This window comes from Bradyrhizobium murdochi (assembly GCF_000472965.1).
Lineage (GTDB): Bacteria > Pseudomonadota > Alphaproteobacteria > Rhizobiales > Xanthobacteraceae > Bradyrhizobium > Bradyrhizobium murdochi.
On sequence record NZ_AXAU01000023.1, the window covers coordinates 32306 to 50334 of the forward strand.

18 protein-coding genes, 1 pseudogene and 1 riboswitch are annotated in these 18029 nt (G+C 63.5%); of the genes and pseudogenes, 9 read left to right on the forward strand and 10 right to left on the reverse strand.

What is annotated here, in order from left to right; translation table 11 throughout:
• Window positions 1-112 precede the first annotated feature (112 nt).
• The 3 genes from YUO_RS0131090 to YUO_RS0131100 all read right to left on the reverse strand — a co-directional run bounded on the left by YUO_RS0131090 (window position 113) and on the right by YUO_RS0131100 (window position 2540).
• Window positions 113-973, reverse strand: coding sequence for a 23S rRNA (adenine(2030)-N(6))-methyltransferase RlmJ (locus YUO_RS0131090; RefSeq protein ID WP_028350730.1), 861 nt, complete (start codon window positions 971-973; stop codon window positions 113-115).
• A 311-nt stretch (window positions 974-1284) separates the two neighbouring features.
• Window positions 1285-1965 carry a ribonuclease T2 family protein gene (locus YUO_RS0131095; RefSeq protein WP_028350731.1) on the reverse strand — a complete coding sequence of 227 codons (681 nt, stop codon included), beginning with the start codon at window positions 1963-1965 and terminating at the stop codon, window positions 1285-1287.
• A 113-nt stretch (window positions 1966-2078) separates the two neighbouring features.
• Window positions 2079-2540: a hypothetical protein gene (locus tag YUO_RS0131100; RefSeq protein WP_028350732.1), complete on the reverse strand. Its 462-nt coding sequence runs from the start codon at window positions 2538-2540 to the stop codon at window positions 2079-2081.
• Between the two features lie 166 nt (window positions 2541-2706).
• Between YUO_RS0131100 and YUO_RS0131105 the strand changes: the two genes are divergently transcribed.
• Both YUO_RS0131105 and YUO_RS0131110 read left to right on the forward strand, forming a co-directional pair.
• Window positions 2707-3012 carry a hypothetical protein gene (locus YUO_RS0131105; protein WP_028350733.1) on the forward strand — a complete coding sequence of 102 codons (306 nt, stop codon included), beginning with the start codon at window positions 2707-2709 and terminating at the stop codon, window positions 3010-3012.
• 102 nt (window positions 3013-3114) lie between these two features.
• Window positions 3115-3645 carry a DUF3617 domain-containing protein gene (locus tag YUO_RS0131110; protein WP_035728049.1) on the forward strand — a complete coding sequence of 177 codons (531 nt, stop codon included), beginning with the start codon at window positions 3115-3117 and terminating at the stop codon, window positions 3643-3645.
• 158 nt (window positions 3646-3803) lie between these two features.
• On the opposite strand, the gene YUO_RS0131115 is transcribed toward YUO_RS0131110, so the two are convergent.
• The 3 genes from YUO_RS0131115 to YUO_RS0131125 are packed head-to-tail and all read right to left on the reverse strand — an operon-like array spanning window position 3804 to window position 6482.
• Entirely contained in the window at window positions 3804-5189 is a 1386-nt protein-coding gene (locus YUO_RS0131115) for an ATP-binding protein (protein WP_028350735.1), read from the reverse strand.
• A 7-nt stretch (window positions 5190-5196) separates the two neighbouring features.
• Window positions 5197-5937, reverse strand: coding sequence for a response regulator transcription factor (locus tag YUO_RS0131120; RefSeq protein ID WP_028350736.1), 741 nt, complete (start codon window positions 5935-5937; stop codon window positions 5197-5199).
• Window positions 5934-6482, reverse strand: coding sequence for a MarR family winged helix-turn-helix transcriptional regulator (locus tag YUO_RS0131125; RefSeq protein WP_028350737.1), 549 nt, complete (start codon window positions 6480-6482; stop codon window positions 5934-5936). The genes YUO_RS0131120 and YUO_RS0131125 overlap by 4 nt, the downstream gene beginning before the upstream one ends.
• Window positions 6483-6815: 333 nt before the next feature.
• On the opposite strand from YUO_RS0131125, the gene YUO_RS0131130 reads away from it, so the two are divergent.
• From YUO_RS0131130 to YUO_RS0131150, 5 genes are all read left to right on the forward strand, one after another.
• A complete protein-coding gene (locus YUO_RS0131130) occupies window positions 6816-7892 on the forward strand; it encodes a branched-chain amino acid aminotransferase (protein ID WP_028350738.1) in 1077 nt (358 codons plus the stop codon).
• A 121-nt stretch (window positions 7893-8013) separates the two neighbouring features.
• On the forward strand, window positions 8014-8904 hold the full coding sequence (locus YUO_RS0131135; protein ID WP_028350739.1) for a branched-chain amino acid aminotransferase: 891 nt from the start codon (window positions 8014-8016) through the stop codon (window positions 8902-8904).
• Between the two features lie 152 nt (window positions 8905-9056).
• The gene (gene hisS, locus YUO_RS0131140) at window positions 9057-10457 is read left to right on the forward strand and encodes a histidine--tRNA ligase (protein WP_430649573.1); all 1401 of its coding nucleotides are present in this window, start codon (window positions 9057-9059) and stop codon (window positions 10455-10457) included.
• Window positions 10458-10571: 114 nt separating this feature from the next.
• Window positions 10572-10784, forward strand: a complete 213-nt coding sequence (locus tag YUO_RS0131145; protein ID WP_028350741.1) for a tautomerase family protein — start codon at window positions 10572-10574, stop codon at window positions 10782-10784.
• A 124-nt stretch (window positions 10785-10908) separates the two neighbouring features.
• On the forward strand, window positions 10909-11304 hold the full coding sequence (locus tag YUO_RS0131150; protein ID WP_028350742.1) for a thioesterase family protein: 396 nt from the start codon (window positions 10909-10911) through the stop codon (window positions 11302-11304).
• A 100-nt stretch (window positions 11305-11404) separates the two neighbouring features.
• On the opposite strand, the gene proC is transcribed toward YUO_RS0131150, so the two are convergent.
• The 4 genes and pseudogenes from proC to YUO_RS49085 all read right to left on the reverse strand — a co-directional run bounded on the left by proC (window position 11405) and on the right by YUO_RS49085 (window position 16033).
• Complete coding sequence (gene proC, locus YUO_RS0131155) at window positions 11405-12223, reverse strand: pyrroline-5-carboxylate reductase (protein ID WP_028350743.1); 819 nt, start codon at window positions 12221-12223, stop codon at window positions 11405-11407.
• A 240-nt stretch (window positions 12224-12463) separates the two neighbouring features.
• Window positions 12464-12964 (reverse strand): type III secretion system chaperone family protein, encoded by a 501-nt coding sequence (locus YUO_RS0131160; protein ID WP_028350744.1) that lies wholly within the window; start codon window positions 12962-12964, stop codon window positions 12464-12466.
• A gap of 337 nt (window positions 12965-13301) precedes the next feature.
• Window positions 13302-14921 (reverse strand): glycosyltransferase 87 family protein, encoded by a 1620-nt coding sequence (locus YUO_RS42350; protein ID WP_235782893.1) that lies wholly within the window; start codon window positions 14919-14921, stop codon window positions 13302-13304.
• 133 nt (window positions 14922-15054) lie between these two features.
• Window positions 15055-16033 (reverse strand): annotated as a pseudogene (locus YUO_RS49085) (Bug family tripartite tricarboxylate transporter substrate binding protein).
• A 185-nt stretch (window positions 16034-16218) separates the two neighbouring features.
• Window positions 16219-16371: riboswitch (FMN riboswitch) on the forward strand.
• A 77-nt stretch (window positions 16372-16448) separates the two neighbouring features.
• On the opposite strand from YUO_RS49085, the gene YUO_RS0131180 reads away from it, so the two are divergent.
• On the forward strand, window positions 16449-17027 hold the full coding sequence (locus YUO_RS0131180) for a 6,7-dimethyl-8-ribityllumazine synthase (RefSeq protein ID WP_028350745.1): 579 nt from the start codon (window positions 16449-16451) through the stop codon (window positions 17025-17027).
• Window positions 17028-17213: 186 nt separating this feature from the next.
• Entirely contained in the window at window positions 17214-18029 is an 816-nt protein-coding gene (locus tag YUO_RS0131190) for an SDR family NAD(P)-dependent oxidoreductase (protein WP_028350747.1), read from the forward strand.

The following is an 18029-nucleotide window of genomic DNA, read 5'->3' on the forward strand; positions in this document are numbered from 1 at the left end:
CGCAACCATTCGCGGAAGCGGAACGTAAAGCCAGTCCCAACGGACTGAGCATAATACGGTTTCGCGTAAATTGCCTACGGCGATTCGCACTTTTCACCGGCCGCGCCGAGGCTCACGGCTTGGGCGTTTCCAGCCTGAACCGGCCGGCCCCGCCCTGGCCGAGCGGCTTTTCGAGCTCGGGTAGAATTGTCTTCAACTCACCGGCCAGCGTCCACGGCGGATTGACGATCAGGAGGCCGGTGGAGGCGAGGGGGCCGCCCGGCTCCTGCGGCGCTACGCTGAATTCAAGCCGCAGACATTTCCCGGCCGGCCTGCTGGCCGCGGCAGCGCCCGCGACGAGCCGTGCCAGCGTGTCGGTGGCGCGCCGGCTCTTCACCGGATACCAGATCAGATAGCTGCCGGTCGGCCACTTCGCGTAGGCTTCGGCGAATCCGCCGGCCAGCCGCTCGAATTCGTCTTTTTGCTCGAACGAGGGGTCGATCAGCACCAGGCCGCGCCGCTCGTTGGGAGGCACGAAGGCCGGCAACGCCGTCCAGCCGTCGAGATCGACCACCCGCGCCTGGCTGTCGCGACGCAGTGCATCGATCAATTGCCTGCGGGCGTTGGGCTCGATTTCACAGGCCGTGAGGCGGTCCTGCGGCCGCAGCAGAGCGCGGACGATCAGGGGCGATCCGGGATAGGCCTCGAGCCGGCCCGGCGCGTTGAATGCCCTGATGATATCGAGATAGGGGGTCACCAGCGGCAGCGCGCTGTCCGAGAATCGCGCCTGCACTACCCTCGCAATGCCGGTCAGCCATTCGCCGCCGCGGCGCGCCTCCTCAGCCGTGAGATCATAGCGCCCGGCGCCGGCATGGGTGTCGATGACGCGAAACGGGGCCTGCTTTTCCTGCAGATAGGTCAGCATGCGTACCAACACGATGTGCTTGATGACATCGGCAAAGCCGCCGGCGTGAAAGGCGTGTCGGTAGTTCATGGCAGTCGGCCGACCAATTGGAGAGGACGTATCGTCTTCTACTCGTCGGGGCCGGGCTTGTCCTCCTTCGCGAAACGCTTCAGAGGACCAGGGCTGAAAACCCGGCGAAGCCTTGGCGAAGACGGGTCCTGCTTCGCGAAACGCCTCACGGGCAGGGGTCGAAATGCCGACCACGTTTTGGTACAGACAGGTCCCGGCCATCCACGTGTCTTGCAGATGACGATAAGCCGTGGATGACCGGGAACGCAGACAACCTCGAGCAGTCTGCGCAAAGCGGGCCGCCATGCCCTGGCATGACGGTAAGCGGGTCTTCAGCCGCCCCGTACCGGCGGCATCACCACCTCGTCACGCCGGCAGGCGCGGCGGTCGATTTCGTCGCAGGCGCGGAATTGCATGTCCTTGCTCAGGCAGACCCGCACCTCGCTCAGGCGCCGGCTCGAGCAGGTCACCGAAATCGCCGAACTGCTTAAGCCCGGGTTGATCTTGATAAAGGCCTCTTCGAGATCGCCGGGGGCGATGGTCTTCTGCTCCGACAATTGCAGGAATTCCTCGGGAATCTTTACCGCCGCGCGCGCTTTCCGCGTGGTCTCGAAATAGGCTCGCGCGCCAAGGCCCGAACAGGTGCCGTGCTTGTCCCACTCATTGAAGATCAGGCCGGGCGCCGGCATCAGGTCCAGCATCGAGGTCATGATGTTGCGATCGAGCCGCGGCGAGGGCCGCTGGCAATATTCGGGAAAGCCGCGCTCATATTGCGGCCACAGGCCGTGAACCACGAAGGAATAGGGGCGGCTGCACTGGGTCTGTGAACGCCCGCTATTGCCGCGCTCAGCCGCCGCCTCGCAGAAGGAGGGCGACCAGGAAAGAGCCAGGACATAAAAATCGAATTCGCCCGGCGCGTTCTGCCGGCGGTCCTGTGCGGACGCCGTCCCGGCCAAGACGACAACAAGAGCCAGCGAAATCAGAAGCCGCGAAATGATGATGGACCGGTGCATCGAATGCCCCTCTACTCGACTACCGGGAGCCTAGCAGGGCGACGGAACATTTCAAGAACAAAATTGGATTAACCCCAGAATCGGCCCGAGCCAGTCGGGTCGTTTGCCGGCGATCAGGGCCGGGCAGCCCTGCAGCCCGGGCTATAGGCCCAATTGCGATCGAGCCCGGTCACGCACCATTCGACGCCCTGGTCGAAGCCGGCAAATCCACCATCCTCGATGATCGAGTAGTGCACGGTGCGCATCTTGCCGTCGCTCAGCATCACGTCGCCGCTGCAGAAGCGGCGCGGAATGTTGTCGGACTGCCAGGGCCGGAATGCGGTTTCCTGGATCCGGCCAAAGCCCGTGATCGTCAGCGCCGAATTCCAGAACTTGCCCTCCTTCTCCCGGAATTGGTACGCGATGGTCGACAGCGCCCGCTCGCATTCGGCGACGCGGCCGTCATAGCGCGGGCCTGACAGCCAGAAATTCAATTCCCAGGGATAGGCGGCCTGGGCGGCATGGCTGGAGGCCAGCAAAGCGAGCGCCGCCGTTATCGGACCGAGTGCTCTCAAGGATTTCAACAAATTGCGCATGGGGAATCCGCCGGTAAGCCAACGCATGGGACGGTGCCGCGAAGCCCTGACAAGGTCAAGTGCAGCGCGGCAACACCTGACAGCCAAGTCCGCCTCGTGCTGCAACCATTCTTTTCACGGCCATCGGCGCACACTATGGTGCGGTTCGAGCGAAATGGAGTCTGCGATGCGAAGAATTGTGGCCGCGTGCCTGATTGCCATGGGCGGAATGCTGGCGGCGCCGCCGGCGCAGGCGCAGTGGTGGGATATCGACACGGTGCCAGCGTTCAAGGGCAACGACACCGGCGGCATCATCGCCTATACGCTCGCGATGCAGGCCGACGCCCGCCAGCTCGCCGTCGATCACTGCGCCCGCTACGGCAAGGTGGTGAAATTCCTCGGCGTGCAGCCCAATTACGGCGGCTACGTTTCCTTTGCCTGCCGCTGGGTGCCCTATGGCGCCGCGGAGCGGCCGCTGCGCACGCTTTACTGAGCGCTGCCGCTACTTGTTTTCCGGCTGGACATGTTTTCGCCACGCGGAGCGTGTGTTCACTTCGCGATGACGATCTCTGGAAGAATTCAGCGGGAGCCACGCATGAGACGACTGCTTCTTGTAGCTAGTACGGCCGTTGGTGTGCTTGCTCTGTTGCCGGCAAGCGGCGCCGTCGCCGTGGAGTTGCCGTTGCGCAAGGCCGGCCTGTGGGAGATGAAGGTGGTGAGCACAGGCTCACCCGAGATGACGATGCAGCAGTGCACGGACGAGACCACCGACAAGGACATGAGCACTGCAATGTCGCCGTTGGCCAAGCAGATCTGCTCGAAGCAGGATATCCAGAAGACCGCAACCGGCTATGTCACTGATTCCGTCTGCGGCGTCGCTGGGATCACGGTCAAATCCCGTGCCGAAATCAACGGCGACTTCAATTCCGCCTACACCGTAAAATCGACCTCGCAGAGTGAGGGCGGCATGGCCGGCGCCCCGCGCGACAACAGCTCGACGATCGAGGCCAAATGGGTCGGCGCCTGCAAGGCGGACCAGAAGCCAGGCGACATCATCATGCCCGGCGGCATGAAGATGAATATCAAGGACATGGAAAAGCTGAAGGCGCTGATCCCGAAGAAGTAGCGGTTCATCGCGGTCACAGTCCGGCCACATGGTTCGAGACGCGCAGCTTTGCTGCGCTCCTCACCATGAGGAGATAGACCCTCATCCTGAGGAGCGCGACTTCGCGCGTCTCGAAGGATGCAGGCCGAGATCTCTCGACAGCACCAGTAGCCCGGCACCTACACCGGCACCCTTACCGCCGCGCGCAGACCGCCCATCGGGCTGTCGCCCAGCGTGATGTCGCCGCCGTGCGAGCGGGCGATGTCTCGGGCAATGGCGAGGCCGAGGCCCGTGCCGCCCTCGTCCTGGTTACGGGCGTCGTCGAGCCGCAGGAACGGCTTGAACACTTCCTCGCGCATGTTGGCCGGAATGCCCGGCCCGTCGTCATCGACCGTCACTGTCAGATAGCGGTGATCGCGGTGGCCGGTGATGGCGACCGTCTTGGCGTACCGAGCCGCGTTGGAAACCAGGTTGGCGATGCAGCGTTTGAACGAGGCCGGCTTCACCGTCACCACCGGCAGGCCGTGGAACGTCACGGTTGCGGTATGGCCGTGGCGTTCGGCGTCGCTGCGCAATTCCTCCAGCGCCATCGCCATATCGGTCGGCTGCGCGATCTCGCCACTGTCGCCGCGCGCGAAGGCGAGATAGGCCTCGAGCATGCCGGACATTTCGTCGACGTCCTTGCGCATGCCGTCGACTTCGGGACTGTCGCCGATCAGCGCCAGCTCGAGCTTGAAGCGGGTCAGGATGGTACGCAAATCGTGGCTGACGCCGGCCAGCATCGCGGTGCGCTGATCGATCGAGCGTTCGACGCGGGCCTTCATCTCCAGGAACGCCTGTGCCGCTTGCCGCACCTCCCGCGCGCCGCGCGGACGGAAATTCGGCACCTCGCGCCCCTTGCCAAAACTCTCGGCGGCGTCCGCCAGCCGCAGGATCGGCCTGATCTGGTTGCGCAGGAACAGCACCGCGACGATCAGCAGGATCGAGGATGTGCCGAGCATCCAGAAGATGAAAATCTCCGAATTGGAGGCATAGGCGGCGCTGCGCTGCGCGAACACGCGCATCACGGCATCGTCGAGCTGGATGCGGATTTCAACCAGATTGGACTTGCCGACGGTGTCGATCCAGAACGGGCGGCGAATCTGGCGGCCGATCTGCGACGATAGGGTCTGGTCGAGCAGCGAGAAAAACGGCTTTGGCCCCGGCTGCGGCATGTCGTCGACAGGCAAGAAATCGACGACCAATTGCAGCCGTTGTCCAATGCGGCGGAGCTGCGCACGGTCCTTGTCCTGCGGAAATGCCTTGTAGATGTCGATCAGGCTGGCGATGTCCTGGACCACGGCCGCCGACAGGCGCCGCGTCACCGTATTCCAGTGGCGTTCCATGAATACGAACGCCACGACCGTTTGCAGGATCACCATCGGGACGATCATGATCAGGAGCGCGCGGGCGTAGAGGCCGGTCGGCATCCAGCTCTTGAACGCATTGCCCATCCAGCCATTGGCCCTGGAGACGCGTTGCGACGCGTTGCGGATGAACGTCAGGCCGGTGTCGAGCGTGCTCATGAACTGCTCAGGGCGACGCAACCAGGCGATAGCCGATGCCGCGCGCCGCCTGCAGGAACAGCGGATTGGCGGGATCGCGCTCGATCTTGCGCCGCAGGCGATTGATCTGCACGTCGACCGCGCGTTCGTTCACCGTGCCGCCGCCGGTCAGCGCCGCGCGCGGCACCGTTTCGCCGGGCGCAGCCGCCAGAATGCGCAGCATTTCGCGCTCGCGGTCGGTTAGGTGAATGATCTCCTCGCCCAGGCGCAGTTCGCCACGATCGAGATGGAAAATGTAAGGGCCGAACGCGATCTGCTCCAGCGCCTCCACCGGCGGCGGCGCAGAGCGCTTGAGGATATTGCCGATCCTCAAGATCAGTTCGCGCGGCTCGAACGGCTTCGCAACATAATCGTCGGCGCCGATCTGCAGACCCTCGATCCGCGCCTCCGCCTCATGGCGCGCCGTCAGCATGATGATCGGCACCGAGGAGGAGGTGCGAATGAACCGCGCCAGGTCGAACCCGGTTTCGCCGGGCATCATGACGTCGAGGATCAGGAGGTCGAAATGCAGGCCGAGCAGTTTTGCGCGCGCATCGTTCGCGCTCGAGGCGGTGGTGACGCGATAGCCCTCGCCGGTCAGAAACCGCGACAGCAGATCGCGGATACGGCGGTCGTCGTCGACCAAGAGCAGATGCGGGGCGTCATCAGCCAGTTGCCGCGGCGCGCGCGTGGTGGCTGCAGCGATGGTTGCTCCTTGCGGCACGATCACTCCCTTGGTTTCTTGCTGCCGATCCCGAAGATCGCCTCCAACACCTTGTCGGGGTCGTCGCGATCGATCATCGCGCGCAGGAACTCGCTGATCGCGGCGACGCCCTCGGGATTGATGTCCCGGAGCGCGCGGGTGATGCGATCGGTCTGCAGCCCTGCGAGCTTTGCCACCAAGGCTTCGCCCTTCGGGGTGGCATAAAGAAGGCGCTGCCGGCGGTCGTTATTGCCGGTCTTCTGGATGATGTAGCCCTCGTCGAGCAACTGCTTGAGCACCCGGCCAAGCGACTGCTTGGTGATCCGCAGCACGTCCAGGAGGTCGGCGACCTTGAGGCCGGGGTAGCGGTAGACGAAATGCATCACGCGGTGATGGGCGCGGCCGAACCCGAAAGCCTCGAGCTCATTGTCGGCGTCGCCGACGAAGTCGCGATAGGCGAAAAACAGCAGCTCGATTATGTCCCAGCGAAATTCGCCAGCCCGCGGGCCAGGGCTGGCAGCCTCCTGCGAATCGGAGGCTACGGAGCCCTTTGAGAAATTTATGTCAGCCATGTTGACATATCTTGGGTTCAATGTTACAAAACTGCCAGCCACGACGAAACTTTAGGTCGTTTCGAACCTGGTGACGTGTCAGGCAGCCGGAAAAAGCCAGCGATGGCGGCAACGGCCGCAAATGGATTACCGTGCGATTGTCGAGCGGCATTTCGGCAAACATACTGGACTTCGGCATCCCGCAAAAGCATGTCCTCGACCGACATGACGGCGACGGAAGCCGGCCGCAAGGCCGGTGATGGTGAAGTCCAGACCTGTGAAGGCCCGAAAGGACGCATGCCGGCGCCGATTTGGGCGCCGAATTCCAATAGCGGGAAGCAAGGGCAAAGGGGAATGAGTTTGAAATTCGAAATCCGGCCTGCGGCGAATCCAACTCCTGAGAGTGAGCGCGCAGCCAAGCTCGTGGACCCGGGCTTCGGCCGGATTTTCACCGATCACATGGCCATCGTCCGCTACAATCAGGCGAACGGCTGGCACGACGCGCGGGTCGAGGCTCGCGCGAATTTTCCGCTCGATCCGGCCACGGCCGTCCTGCACTACGCGCAGGAGATTTTCGAAGGCCTCAAGGCCTACAAGCGCGACAACGGCGTGAACCTGTTCCGTCCCGATGCCAACGCGAGGCGCTTCAACAGTTCGGCTGAGCGCATGGCCATGGCGCCGCTGCCCGAAGCTATCTTCATCGAAGCGGTCGAGCAGATCGTGCGCATCGACAGCGCCTGGATTCCGGGCGGCGAGGGCAGTCTCTATTTGCGGCCCTTCATGATCGCGAGCGAGATATTCCTCGGCGTGAAGCCATCGGCGGAATACATCTTCGCCGTCATCGCCTCGCCGGTCGGCTCCTATTTCAAGGGCGGTCCTGCGCCGGTGTCGATCTGGGTGTCGGAGAATTACACGCGTGCCGCGATCGGCGGCACCGGGGCCGTCAAATGCGGCGGCAACTACGCCGCGAGCCTGCGCGCGCAGGCCGAGGCCATCGAGCGCGGCTGCGATCAGGTCGTTTTTCTCGACGCGATCGAACGCCGCTACATCGAGGAGCTCGGCGGCATGAACGTCTTCTTCGTGTTCGACGACGGCTCGCTCTCGACACCGCCGCTCGGCACCATCCTGCCGGGCATCACCCGCGATTCGATCATCGCGCTGGCGAAGGATTCCGGCACGGTCGTGCGCGAGGAGGCCTACACCATCGAGCAGTGGCGCAAGGACGCCGCCAGCGGAAAGCTGAAAGAGGCGTTCGCCTGCGGCACCGCGGCCGTCATCTCGCCGATCGGCAAGGTGTGTTCGGCGAGCGGTGATTTTCTGATCAATGGCGGCGTCGCCGGCCCTATCGCCATGGGGCTGCGCAAGAAACTCGTCGACATCCAGTACGGTCGCGCGGCGGACCCGCACGATTGGATCAGAAAGGTCCTGTGACCGGCGGCGAAATTACGCCCGCCGCTTATAGATCACTTTAAGCGCTTGGTAGCGCGCGCCTCGTCGAGTCGCGCGAGGCTGACGCGCGGCTCAATGCAACAGCGCCAATCGGGAGGAGACCATGGGAGTTTCGTTCGACAAGATCGATGGCGTCATCTGGTACGATGGCAGGCTGGTGCCGTGGGCCGACGCCAACATCCACATCCTGACCCATGGCCTGCACTATGCGAGCTGCGTGTTCGAGGGCGAACGCGCCTATGGCGGCAAGGTCTTCAAGAGCACCGAGCATTCCGAGCGGCTGAAGAATTCGGCCAGTATTCTGGATTTCGAGATTCCCTATTCGGTGGCCGAGATCGACGCCGCCAAGCAGCTCGTGATCGACAAGAACAATCTGCCCGATGCCTATCTGCGCCCGATTGCCTGGCGTGGTTCGGAGATGATGGGTGTGTCGGCGCCGGCCAACACCATCCATCTCGCCATCGCCGCCTGGGATTGGCCGAGCTATTTCGATCCGGCGGAGAAGCTGAAGGGCATCCGGATGTGCATGGCCGAATACCGGCGGCCCGATCCGGCGACGATCCCGGCGATGGCCAAGGCGTCCGGCCTCTACATGATCTGCACCATCAGCAAGCACAAAGCGGAGCGTGCCGGCTATGCCGATGCCATGATGCTGGACTGGCAGGGCCGGGTGGCCGAATGCACCGGCGCCAATATCTTTTTCATCAAGGACGGCAAGATCCATACGCCGATCGCCGACTGCTTCCTCGCCGGCATCACCCGCGCCATCGCGATCGACCTCGCCAGGCACCGCGGCATCGAGGTGATCGAGCGCCGTATCATGCCGGAGGAACTTGATGGCTTCACCGAGTGCTTCATCACCGGCACGGCGGCCGAAGTGACGCCGGTGTCCGAGATCGCGAGCTGGAAGTTCACGCCCGGCAAGATCTCCGAGCAGTTGATGGCGGACTACAGCGCCGAAGTGCAGCCCAAGGGCAAGGCCGCGGCGGCGTGAGATAAGCGTGCTTGGCCCGGGTTGCCCTGCCGCGCCTCGGCTGGTACCTAGCCGCCATGGCTGAAAAACCCAAAAAACCGCAGAAACTGAAGGCGCGGCTGCCGCGCGGGCTCGAAGACCGTGGTCCGGCCGCGATTGCGGCTACCCGCCAGATGGTCGAGAAAATCCGCGAGGTCTACGAGCGCTACGGCTTCGAGCCGGTGGAAACGCCGGCAATGGAGTTCACCGACGCGCTGGGCAAATTCCTGCCCGACCAGGACCGGCCGAACGAAGGCGTGTTCTCGTTCCAGGACGATGACGAGCAGTGGATCTCGTTGCGCTACGATCTGACCGCGCCGCTGGCGCGCTATGTGGCGGAGAATTTCGACGCGCTGCCGAAGCCGTATCGCAGCTACCGCGCGGGTTACGTCTATCGCAACGAGAAGCCAGGCCCCGGCCGCTTCCGCCAGTTCATGCAGTTCGATGCCGATACGGTGGGCTCCGCCTCGCCGGCCGCCGATGCCGAGATGTGCATGATGGCGGCGGACACGATGGAAGTGCTCGGCATTCCGCGCGGCAGCTATGTCGTGAAGGTGAATAACCGCAAGGTGCTAGATGGGGTGATGGAGAGCATCGGGCTTGCAGGCGATGAAAATGCAGGACGCAGACTCACAGTGCTGCGGGCGGTCGATAAATTTGACCGACTGGGTGAAGATGGCGTTCGGGCATTACTTGGTGATGGCCGCAAGGATGAAAGCGGTGATTTTACGAAGGGCGCCGGTCTGAAGGACGATGATGCTCGTCGAGTGCTCAATGCCACATGCCCGGAAACAGGCACCAATGAAGAAATAATTGCGAAGTTAGGTGGGGAAACGGAGATTGGCCGAGAAGGTATCGGCGAATTGGCCGCAATCGCACGACTCGTCGCCGCCTCAGGTTATGGCGACCGCGTTCGAATCGATCCGACGGTTGTGCGCGGCCTCGAATACTACACTGGCCCCGTCTACGAGACAGAACTCCTCCTAGATACCAAGGACGAAAAAGGCCGCCCCGTGCGCTTCGGCTCCGTCGGCGGCGGTGGCCGCTATGACGGCCTCGTCTCGCGCTTCCGCGGTGAACCGGTGCCGGCCACGGGCTTTTCGATCGGCGTGTCGCGCTTGCAGGCGGCGCTGACGATGTTGGGCAAGCTCGACACGCGGCCCGACTTCGGCCCCGTCGTGGTCACCGTGTTCGATCGCGACCGTGTTGCCGACTATCAGAAAATGGTCGCGCAGTTGCGCAACGAGAACATCCGCGCTGAGCTCTATCTCGGTAATCCCAAGAACATGGGTAACCAGCTCAAATATGCCGACCGTCGCAACTCGCCTTGCGTCATCATCCAGGGTTCGGATGAAAAGGCGCGCGGTGAAATCCAGATCAAGGACCTGATCGAAGGCGCGAAAGCCGCGGCCGCCATCGCCTCCAACCAGGAATGGCGCGAGACTCGTCCGGCGCAGTTTTCGTGCGCTGAGGGCGAGATCGTCGCAAAAGTGCGCGAGGTGCTCACGCGCCATGATGTGAAGTGGGGCAACTGATTTTCGTCATACGCGGGCTTGACCCGCGTATCCATCTTCAAAATGATGGATTGCCGGGTCTCAAGCCCGGCAATGACGGTTGGCGAGTAAGCAAAAACAAAGGGAGCACTACCAATGCCTGAGATCACCGTGAGCATGGCCGCCGGCCGCACCGACGAGCAGAAGGCCGGCATGATGCGCGACATCACGCAGGCGCTGGTCAAAAACCTCGGCGTCGATGCCGATGCGGTCGTGATCCAGATCAACGAAGCGCCATTGGCCCACAAGATGAAGGGCGGCAAGACCTTTGTGGAGCGCGCCGCGGCGGCTGCGGCTGCGAAGAAGTAGCGGGCAAATAAGTCTCGTCATTCCGGGGCGCGGGAAGCGCGAACTATGGTGCGCAATTGCGCACCTGAGAATCTCGAGATTCCGGGTTCGCGCTTCCCGCGCCCCGGAATGACAGAGCAAATCCATGGACGCACGCGACTTCATCAAGATCGGCATGAACGCCGAGCGGACGCTGGTGGTGCCGGCGGAACGCACGGTCGGGCATTTCGTCCCTGGCATGCCGATGGTCTATGCGACGCCGATGATGATCCTGGAAATGGAGATGGCCTCGAGCGACGCCATCAGAGGCCATCTTCAGCCGGGCTGGATCACGGTTGGCACCGAGGTCGATATCCGCCATCTCGGCGCGTCGCTGGTCGGCGCGACGGTGCGCGTCGCGGCAAAGGTCGTGGCAGTCGAGCGCCGCGTGATCCGCTTTGAGGTCGAAGCCTTCGAAGGCGAGCGCAGAATAGGCGACGGCCGCCACGCCCGCGGGCTCGTCAATGTGGAGACGTTCACGAAGAGGCTTGCAGGCCGCTGACCCGTAGGGTGGGCAAAGGCGCACTTCGCGCCGTGCCCACCATCTGGCACCGTGCTCGAAATGGTGGGCACGCTTGCGCTTTGCCCACCCTACGATTCCACTACTTAGCCAATTCCTTCGAGCGCTTCGTCGCCGCGGCGATCGCGCGGATCATCAGCGGCTGCAGGCCGTCCTTGCTCATCAGCACTTCGAGTGCGGCCGCCGTAGTGCCGCCGGGCGAGGTGACGTTCTGGCGCAGCGTGGCCGAGGCAAGCTCCGAGCGGTGCAGCAATTCGCCGGAGCCGGCGACGGTTTCGCGCGCGAGCTTCGTTGCAAGCTCGGCCGGCAGGCCGGCCTCGACGCCGGCGCGCGCGAGCTCTTCGGCGAGCAGGAACACGTAGGCCGGGCCGGAGCCGGACACGGCGGTCACCGCATCCATCAGGCTTTCGTCGTCGACCCATTCGACCGAGCCGGTGGCGCGCAGCAGCGCGTCGGCCGTGGCGCGTTGCGCGGCGCTGACGTTTTTCGCCGCGACCGCGACCGTGATGCCGCGGCCGATCGAAGCCGGCGTGTTCGGCATGGCGCGAACCACCATGCCGCCGCAGACTTCTTCAAGTGCCGCGATCGTCGTGCCCGCCATGATCGAGACGACGAGCGTGTTCGTTCCGACGAAGGACTTCAGCGCCGGCCCCGCTTCGCGGAACGTCTGCGGCTTCACAGCCATCACCAGCGTGTCGACCGTGCCAGCGTCCTTCGGATTGAGGCGGATGCCTTGCGCCGCCAGCGCGCCGATCTCAGCGGATGGCTGCGGCTCGATCACGATCACGCCGCTTGCGTCGAGCCCGCCGGCCAGCCAGCCGGTCAGCATCGCGCCGCCCATCTTGCCGGCGCCAGCCAGCGCAATGGTGCCGCGGAGGTTTTGGAGTGTGTTGTTACTCACGGTGTCACCATGAATTCTGCCGTCGCCCCTGCGACCCGTCTTCGCCAAGGCTTCGCCGGGGCTTGGCGTTGGGCTCGCCGAAGCTTTAGCGAAGGCGGCACGCAGGGACCCATAACCACCGGCGGTTTTAGTAAAGCTCAGAAGGGGCCACAAGCAGTTTGCTTGAGCCGTGAGGTCACGGGAGTGTGGGTCCCTGCGTTCGCCGGGACGACATTATGCGTGTGGAGGCGACTAGGAGACCTACGCCTCGCCCTCGGTATCGAACATCGCCGCGCTCATGGCTTCCGCGGCGCTCTTTCCCGCCCAAACCACAAACTGGAACGCGGGGTAGTAGCGCTCGCAGGCGTGGATGGCGCCGGCCAGCATGACCTCGCATTGCGCGGTCGAGGCGGTCAGCCCGCCCGGCAGCAGCAGCGCTTGCCGGTACATGATCATGCCGGTGTGGTTCCAGATGTCGAAATGGCCGACCCATAATTGTTCGTTGATCGCCGCGATCAGCCGCTGCACTTCGGCACGGCGTGCGGGAGGAATCTTCATGTCGAAGGCGGAGGCGAGGTGCAGCGCCTCGATCTCGGCCATCCAGGTGAAGGAGAGCTGGTAGTCGGTCCAGTTCCCCTTGGAGACGATCGTGACTTCGTCTTCGCCGGAGCGCTCGAACGCCCAATTGTTTTCGGCGGCGATGTCCTCGACTGCCGCGAGCGGGTTGTTCCGGGAATCAATAATGCCTTCGAGGAGGGACATGCCGTCTCGACCCTGTTTCTTGAATTCTTCTGATACGCACGCAAGGGACGGCACGCGTTGAACCGATGTGGCGCCGCCGACTGCAATCCCCCGTTCGCGGATCATCCCGGGGCCTGCCGAGATCAAGTGATGTGATTTGCGGAATCCGCGCAACTCACCCCTGAGTCCGTCCACAGGCCAAAGCGGCGTCGTCCACAGGTGTTCGGGGCTACAAAATGCAAACTTGAGAACAAACCGGAATCAGATTCCGGAATTAAGGAATCTTGCCGCCACAATGGTTAACGGACGGTTAAAGAAAAGCCTCTTCGCGTTTGCCGGTCCTCGAAGAAGGCGCGGCCTACTCGCGCGCAGCCAATGGACACGCCTCGATCGCAGTCCCGAGCTGCGCGCCCTCGATTTCGACGCAGGGCCTGGAAGGATCCATGCGCAAACCATATCGCTCCAGCAACTGTTCGCGGATCGGCTTGCCCTGCATGTGCAATTCCCATATGCCGCCCGGCATTGGTGATGCCAGCCCGGCCCGAATACGGCGGTCGAACCTGCCATCGGGCATGATGGGCAAGGCGATGTCGGCGATCTGATAGAACCGCGACTGCGGCGGCAGCAGCGGGGCGACATAGGCGATCGGCTTGTCGATAATGAGATAGTTTGCAGGCTGGTGAAGCTGCTCGGGAATCGCGGGGTTGAATGGATTGGACCAGGGGCGGCGGAACCAGTCACCCGGTTGCGACCACAACGCGACGCACAACGCCGTCGCGACCATCACGGAATTGACAGGCACTGCGGAGATGCGGCCTGACGGTGCTCCTGGCGTCGCTGCCATACAGCGCGCGATCAGCAGGACGACCAGCGGCGCGCATAACAGCTCCAGCACGATTGCGTAACGCTGAATCGCGAACAGCGCGAGCCATGTCGCATAGGAGACGGCGAAGAACAGCAGGAATTGAACGTCGCGGCGCGTGAAGATCGTGGCACGGTTGACGAGCGAGCGGCCGATGCCGAGCACGATCAACACCATCGCGACCGCAAACCGCGCGTCACGAAATGGATATTCAGAGCTCCTGTGGTCGCCGACCAGCCAGAAGAAGGGATAGGCCAGCGCGTCCAGCAGGCCGCGCGGCATGAACTGCCAGTCCATGATGTTCGTCGGGACCAGTTCTTTGGACTGGAACACGGCATTGAAGAGCGGGAAAATCGGATTGCCCATCTCGCGCCAGAGCATCAGCCCCCAGGCGCCGCCGGTCGCCAGCGCGCCGATCAGTCCGCCGACTCCGAGACAGAGCGTTGCAAGCAGCGGCCGCGCCGCAAGCAGCACGGCGGCAGCCACTCCGAGCGCATAGACGACGTTGGTCAACTTCAGCCCGACGGCCGCGCCGATCAACAGCCCGGCGAGGACGTACCGCCCGTGATGCGATCCATTTGCCGACAGGATCAGGATACAGCCTGCAACAATCGGAAGCGCGGTGAGGATGTCGGAGAAGCTCGTGCCCACTTCCGAAAGCGTCATCGGTCCGACGGCCGCAATCAGGATCGCGGCGCCGATCGCGCTTGCCGTCGCCGCTTCCCGCAGCAGGACGCGGACGAGAAAATAAATCAGCAGCAGATTAAGGCCGTGTATCGCGCCGATGATCATCAGGCCGTAGGGTGCCGGCAGCAGATGGCGCAGATAGTAAAGCGGGAAATAGACGGCCGGATTGAAGTAGGTCTGAAAGCCGGCCGGCAAGGCATCGATGCCGTAGCGGCCGTTGATGACCGCCCAGACATTATACTCGTGGTAATTTTGCCAATCCCAGTTGACGTCCTCGCCGGCAAACCAGGTGTAGAACGCGCCGGCCAGCAACGAGCCGAGCGCGATGGCCATTGGCACCAGGACATTGGTCTGAAGGATTGACGTTCGCCAGGCCCGCTGCGCGGGCCTTGCTGCATCCGTGCCGGCAACGTCAGCGGCGTGTGTCACGCTTGTTCCATGTGCGTCGCCCGGGCGATCTGGAGTTGGGCACGTCAGACACCTCTAGGATGCCGGCTTTAAGGATTCGTGAATGTTTTGCCGTGCATCGATGCCTCTCGGATCGTTCGCAAATCGCGCGCGCTCACTCCGGCTTTAGCCCACCTGCGCGGACTACCTTGCCCCACTTCTCGGTCTCGTCTGCGATCAGTCTGCCGAAATCGGCAGGCGAGCCCGGCATCGGGTCGCCGCCGATCGCGGCAAGCCGGGCCTTCATGCCGGGATCGGCGACCGCCGCGTTGATTTCTTTGTTGAGCTTGTCGATGATCTCGGCCGGCGTGTTCTTCGGTGCCGCGAAGCCGTACCACTGGCTGGCTTCGTAGCCTGCTACGACATCGCCTTCCGTCGGAACCTCCGGCAGCTCCGCCATGCGCGTGGCCGTCGTCACCGCGAGCGCGCGCAGCTTGCCGGTCTTGATGTGATCGGCGGTGCCGGGCGCGGCGGCAAACAGGATTTGCACCTGGCCGCTGATCAGATCCGTCATCGCCGGCCCCTGGCCGCGATAGGGGACGTGGACCATGTCGACGCCGGTCATCATCTTGAACAGCTCGCCCGCCATGTGCGGCGCGCTGCCGCTGCCGGCGGAGGCCATGTTAACCTTTCCAGGGTTTGGCTTTGGCGTAAGCGATGAATTCGGCCAAGGTCTGCGCCGGCACCGCGGGGTGCACCAGCACCACCATCGGCACACGAATGACGCCGGCCACCGGCGCAATGTCGCGGACGAAATTGAAACTGAGCTTTTCGTAGAGCGAGGCGTTGACCGCGTTCGGCACCGTCGCCAGCAATAGCGTGTAGCCGTCAGGCGCCGCGTTCACGACCGCCTCGGTGCCGATATTGCCGCCGGCGCCGGTGCGGTTCTCGACGACGAAGGGTTGCTTGAGATGGTCGGCCAGCCACTGGCCGATCAGCCGCGCCGTAATATCGACGCCGCCTCCGGCGGCGAAGCCGGCCACGATCTTCGTCGGCCGCGTCGGATAATCGAGCGCGGAAGCCAGTCGCGGCAAGGCAGGCGCGGCGATGAGTGCGCCGGCCAGCTTGAGGAAATTCCGACGAAGAATTTTCATGTTGAGCGTCCCCCTGTTCTTAGCAAGCCTATCCCAATTGCCGCGGTTTGAGTAAAGGCAGCGATCCGGCAGGCCACATGCCCTGTTTCGGCAGCATGGGGACATGCCGATTCCCCATGCCAAAGACTCTTGCTGACGCCCCGGCCTTGGTCATATCCTTCGCCAGGTCGTCCATTCCGGGCGGCCGATGTTCTCAGGGCGGGGTGAAAATCCCCACCGGCGGTAAGGGTGACGTAGCCCAAGCCCGCGAGCGCCTTCTTCTCGCCTGAGCAGAAGGGTCAGCAGATTCGGTGTGATTCCGAAGCCGACGGTTACAGTCCGGATGAAAGAGAACGGTTTGCGGCGGCCTCGCACCTTTGCGCGTGGGCCGGCGTCGTTCCGTATGCCCTGATTCTGGTCCTGAAAGAGGAAAGCCATGAATCAGATGTTGCAAGAGCCTGAAGTCCAATCCCAAGCAGCCGAAGCCCATCACGTTCCTGACGTGCCCGAGCGTCCGCCGGCGCTGGTGCATCCGCGTTTCGTCAAGCCGCAGCGCATCGCGTTCGTGCAGTCGTCGTGGCACCGCGACGTGGTCGAGGAATGCCGCATTGCCTTCCTTGAAGAGATCGAAGCGCGCCATATCACGCGTGCGCAGGTCGATCTGTTCGAGGTGCCGGGCTCGTTCGAAATACCGCTGCATGCGCAACTGCTCGCGAAGACGCGGCGCTACACCGCGATCGTGGCCGCCGGCCTCGTCGTCGACGGCGGCATCTATCGCCACGAATTCGTCGCCGACACCGTGATCAAGGCGCTGATGGACGTGCAACTCAGGACCGAGGTGCCGGTATTCTCGGCGGTGCTGACGCCGCAGCAATTCCATGAAAGCGCCGTGCACCACGAATTCTTCCGCAAGCATTTCGTCATCAAGGGCATCGAGGTCGCGGAAGCCTGCGCCAACACGCTGCACAGCCTGGAGCGGCTGCGCGGTCAGGTCGCGGCAGGGATTGGGGGGTAGCTCAACCCGTCATTGCGAGGAACCACCGGGTCCGGCCTTCGGCCGGCCCGATGATAAACTCCGTGACGAAGCAATCCATCCTTCTTTGCGGTTCGTTGGATTGCTTCGCGGAGCCTGTCATCAGGCGCGCATTCGCGCGACCCCGGTGGCTCGCAATGACGAATGAACTCTCGATTGGAGTCATCGATGGTCAACAGCTCGCAGGAATCTTCCGATTGGCTCGGCTTGTCAGGCCGCGTCTGCGTGGTGACGGGCGGGGGAGGCGGGATCGGCCGCGCCGTTGCCCTCAGTTTTGCCCAGGCCGGCGCCCGCGTGGCCGCGATCGATCTCGATGAACGTGGCCTTGAGATAACGCGCGCCGAGCTCGGCAAGCTCGGCGCCGATCATGTGATAGCGCGCTGCGACACGACGGATGTCGAGAGCGTCACGACTGCGGCCGCGACGATCGAGAAATCGCTGGGGCCATGCAACGTGCTGGTGAACACCGCCGCGGTGCTGCGGCCCGGCGCGCTCGACGTCTTGACGCTTGCCGAATGGAACGCGGTTCTCTCCGTCAACCTGACCGGCTACTTCCTCTGCGCGCAGGTGTTTGGCCGGCAGATGCGCGCGCTTGGCCGCGGCAGTATGGTTCACGTCGCGTCAATCGCCGGCAGCAACGCGCAGGGGCAGAGCGGCGCCTACAGCGTCAGCAAGGCCGGCGTTATCATGCTGTCGCGGCAGCTCGCCAATGAATGGGGGCCGCACGGCATCCGCAGCAATGTCGTCAGTCCCGGCATGGTGATCACGCCGATGAGCCAGGCGTTCTACGATACGCCCGGCGTCACCGAGCGGCGCGCCGCAGTCGTGCCGTTGCGGCGGGTCGGCATGCCGCAGGACATGGCCGATGCGATCTTGTTTCTCGCCAGCGACCGCGCGTCCTATGTCAACGGCGAGGAGATCATGGTCGATGGCGGCTACGCCAATATGTTGATGAATTTGGTGCCGCGACCGGGATTTGAATGA

Bases quoted from the DNA above. Each gene is read 5' to 3' on its own strand.
- YUO_RS0131130 (WP_028350738.1), top strand. From the start codon at position 6,816: ATGAGTTTGAAATTCGAAATCCGGCCTGCGGCGAATCCAACTCCTGAG.
- YUO_RS0131090 (WP_028350730.1), bottom strand. From the start codon at position 973: ATGAACTACCGACACGCCTTTCACGCCGGCGGCTTTGCCGATGTCATC.
- YUO_RS0131180 (WP_028350745.1), top strand. From the start codon at position 16,449: ATGAATCAGATGTTGCAAGAGCCTGAAGTCCAATCCCAAGCAGCCGAA.
- YUO_RS0131135 (WP_028350739.1), top strand. From the start codon at position 8,014: ATGGGAGTTTCGTTCGACAAGATCGATGGCGTCATCTGGTACGATGGC.
- YUO_RS0131100 (WP_028350732.1), bottom strand. From the start codon at position 2,540: ATGCGCAATTTGTTGAAATCCTTGAGAGCACTCGGTCCGATAACGGCG.
- YUO_RS0131115 (WP_028350735.1), bottom strand. From the start codon at position 5,189: ATGAGCACGCTCGACACCGGCCTGACGTTCATCCGCAACGCGTCGCAA.
- YUO_RS0131105 (WP_028350733.1), top strand. From the start codon at position 2,707: ATGCGAAGAATTGTGGCCGCGTGCCTGATTGCCATGGGCGGAATGCTG.
- hisS (WP_430649573.1), top strand. From the start codon at position 9,057: ATGGTCGAGAAAATCCGCGAGGTCTACGAGCGCTACGGCTTCGAGCCG.
- YUO_RS0131150 (WP_028350742.1), top strand. From the start codon at position 10,909: ATGGACGCACGCGACTTCATCAAGATCGGCATGAACGCCGAGCGGACG.
- YUO_RS0131125 (WP_028350737.1), bottom strand. From the start codon at position 6,482: ATGGCTGACATAAATTTCTCAAAGGGCTCCGTAGCCTCCGATTCGCAG.
- YUO_RS0131190 (WP_028350747.1), top strand. From the start codon at position 17,214: ATGGTCAACAGCTCGCAGGAATCTTCCGATTGGCTCGGCTTGTCAGGC.
- YUO_RS0131110 (WP_035728049.1), top strand. From the start codon at position 3,115: ATGAGACGACTGCTTCTTGTAGCTAGTACGGCCGTTGGTGTGCTTGCT.
- YUO_RS0131145 (WP_028350741.1), top strand. From the start codon at position 10,572: ATGCCTGAGATCACCGTGAGCATGGCCGCCGGCCGCACCGACGAGCAG.
- YUO_RS0131095 (WP_028350731.1), bottom strand. From the start codon at position 1,965: ATGCACCGGTCCATCATCATTTCGCGGCTTCTGATTTCGCTGGCTCTT.
- YUO_RS0131160 (WP_028350744.1), bottom strand. From the start codon at position 12,964: ATGTCCCTCCTCGAAGGCATTATTGATTCCCGGAACAACCCGCTCGCG.